The organism is Yersinia sp. Marseille-Q3913, assembly GCF_963892745.1.
Lineage (GTDB): Bacteria > Pseudomonadota > Gammaproteobacteria > Enterobacterales > Enterobacteriaceae > Yersinia > Yersinia bercovieri.
Window position 1 is genome coordinate 1 of sequence record NZ_CAWQAF010000057.1, and the last position, 2440, is coordinate 2440.

Genomic DNA, 2440 nt, shown 5'->3' on the forward strand with positions numbered 1-2440 from the left:
TTGATAATGTGATTGATACGATTGAGACTGCCATCAGTCGCTTGGGTGACCGTGTTGTGAATGAATTAGCCCGTTTCCGTCATGTAAATCGGGTATGGCTGGTCGGTGGGGGCGCCCCACTGATAGAATCAGCGATACGAAATGCCTGGAAATTACCTGCAGAACGGATAACGCTAGTTCCCAATCCGCAATGTGCTTTGGTCAATGAAATGGCGTTGTTTAAGCTAAAGGGGTAACAGAACGTGAGCGAGAAAAGCAGTGATAACCGCCGGAAATTTACCTGCTATCTGCAACTGGATAGTGAAGCTGATCGCCATGCGTTGGAAGTCGTTGAGTCCATATCACAGCGGGTAAGGGGGGATTTCTTGCGTAATGCCGTTATTACGACAGCAGCACTGCATCAGCTCGATCCTCGGTTGCCGGTGCTATTGGCCACCCTGTTTAATGGCCAGTTGACGGCTGATCAACTGGTCAACTTGCTGACTCAAACTACCGGATGGAAACCCAGCCAGGCGGATATTCGCTACGTGATCGCCTCATTAGGGGCAGTCGACGCTGCCCCTGTTCAGACGGTAGTCCATAAGGAAGATGAAGCCAACTCAGATGGACTGGAGAATATTCGTAAAAAGATGGATAAGCTCATTTGAATTGTAGAAGAATAAGCAAATATTTCCCCTTTCAATGCTAAAAAGGTGCAAAAATTGCTTAAATCTTATCTATTTTATAGAGCACAGGAGCCGTATTAAATGACTGGCTACGACTTGCGATTATGGCGCTCTGGACAATTTTGGGCGCGAGATGAGGTTAGATCAATTCGTATCGGAAGTCGGTGGCGGCAGGAGGATGCTGCGGAGCAACTTGGTGTAACTCTACGAACCTATCGCACTTATGAACAATATACGCCACCCTTAATGGTTGAGTTAGGTGTACAAATTTTATCACTCCAAACCATGCTATCGGAGTTGGCCAGATTGCCTTTCGAACAGGCAATAAATCGTTTGCGAACTCTGACGGTATGCCCTAAACAAGAGCTCGGGGTCATGCCGACTTACCAGGTAGTGATGCCATCGTTAGGGTTAAAACAGTGGCGCTCAGCTCTAAATTGGACTCAGGTACAGGTTGCAGAAAAGTTAGGTGTCACTATTCGGACCTATAAGAGTTATGAACAAGAATCCTACAAACTTCCTCGACGGGTTATGTTAGCTATTCAGGCGCTGACCTTGCTGGTTATGCTTCCCCAACTGGCTAATGGCCAACCTGATGATCTCCTGCCACAACTCCGGTTGCTGCTACAAACCGACGGGGCATAGCCCGTCGTTCTATGGCGTCCATAAACCGCCAAAGTAATAGATATCCGCTAGGCTAACCAGGCATTGTAAGCTGATTTGGCTAAGTCACTTTTTGTGAACATATTTATGTTCACGTATTGTGAACATTGGCGGAGGCGAGTATAATTATCTCACGCCTAACAGATAGAGGGATTTATGCGGGTTATTTCAAAGAAACCGTTTGATGAGGCGGGGAAGTTATTTCCGAATGATGCTGCGGCGCTAGATGATACTTATAAAGTGCTGCATACCGAGCGGTTTTTAACACCTGATCATCTTAAAGCGCGTTTTCGAAGTTTGGACAGATTCAAATACAGACAAAAATGGTGGGTGATAGATATCGGTGGGAACAATTTACGAATAATCGCCTATATCAAGTTTGAAACTCAGAACGTGTTTATTAAGCACATTGTGACTCACAAAGAATATGACAGGCTCACCGATTACTACCGGAGAACTCCAGAATGATGACAACAAACAGTTATGAGGTTGCTTTAAATGCGACGGCCGCATTAATAAATGCCGTGCCCTTGTTGGGAGGGAGCCATAGCCGTGAAGACTACGAGCAGGCTCTTGAGATGGTAGAACGCCTAATCGATACTGACGACGAGAACCCGCTGATCGACCTGTTGGCTAAAAAAATTGCTGATTATGAAAATACTGCCCCCGAATTTGAGGCGTTCAACGCGCGTATAGCTGCATTACCGCAAGAGTTGGCGATGCTACGCGTGATAATGGATCAGCACGGGCTAAATCAAAGTAGCTTCAAAGAGGAAATTGGTGCCCGTTCTTTGGTCAGTATGATCTTGAAAGGAGAGCGTAAGCTGACTCTGGAGCACATGAAAGCTCTTTCAAAGCGCTTTGGACTACCTGTTTCTGCCTTTATTGATGAAAACATATGACGTTCGGAATAAAAACGTCGTTCTTTGGTGGCCAGAAACTGGCCACATAAAGGATACCCGACCTTGTCGGGTCCCCCATGGACGATATTCTGCCCGATCACCGAAAATTCCCCTCACGCCGTGCCCTGACACTAATCCGGGCCACGGTTCCCACAAGGGAATGCTACGCCAGCTCTTTACCCGTTTTGGTTTAGGGGCACGGCATAGGCC

At 46.9% G+C, this 2440-nt stretch carries 4 protein-coding genes and 1 pseudogene; all 5 read left to right on the plus strand.

Features of this window, described 5'->3' with window-relative positions; translation table 11 throughout:
* A pseudogene (locus AACW11_RS17135) lies at nucleotides 1–236 on the plus strand (plasmid segregation protein ParM domain-containing protein); the annotation flags it as partial.
* A gap of 6 nt (nucleotides 237–242) precedes the next feature.
* Complete coding sequence (locus tag AACW11_RS17140) at nucleotides 243–647, plus strand: plasmid partitioning/stability family protein (RefSeq protein ID WP_212587036.1); 405 nt, start codon at nucleotides 243–245, stop codon at nucleotides 645–647.
* 99 nt (nucleotides 648–746) lie between these two features.
* The gene (locus AACW11_RS17145; RefSeq protein WP_088130823.1) at nucleotides 747–1310 is read left to right on the plus strand and encodes a helix-turn-helix domain-containing protein; all 564 of its coding nucleotides are present in this window, start codon (nucleotides 747–749) and stop codon (nucleotides 1308–1310) included.
* A 174-nt stretch (nucleotides 1311–1484) separates the two neighbouring features.
* Nucleotides 1485–1796 (plus strand): type II toxin-antitoxin system HigB family toxin, encoded by a 312-nt coding sequence (locus tag AACW11_RS17150; RefSeq protein WP_145496265.1) that lies wholly within the window; start codon nucleotides 1485–1487, stop codon nucleotides 1794–1796.
* Entirely contained in the window at nucleotides 1793–2230 is a 438-nt protein-coding gene (locus AACW11_RS17155; protein WP_420895836.1) for a helix-turn-helix domain-containing protein, read from the plus strand. Before AACW11_RS17150 ends, AACW11_RS17155 begins: the two co-directional genes overlap by 4 nt.
* Nucleotides 2231–2440 lie beyond the last annotated feature (210 nt).

What these genes read in the sequence shown, in the direction of transcription:
- AACW11_RS17155 (WP_420895836.1), top strand. Translation starts at nt 1,793, where the DNA reads ATGATGACAACAAACAGTTATGAGGTTGCTTTAAATGCGACGGCCGCA.
- AACW11_RS17145 (WP_088130823.1), top strand. Translation starts at nt 747, where the DNA reads ATGACTGGCTACGACTTGCGATTATGGCGCTCTGGACAATTTTGGGCG.
- AACW11_RS17150 (WP_145496265.1), top strand. Translation starts at nt 1,485, where the DNA reads ATGCGGGTTATTTCAAAGAAACCGTTTGATGAGGCGGGGAAGTTATTT.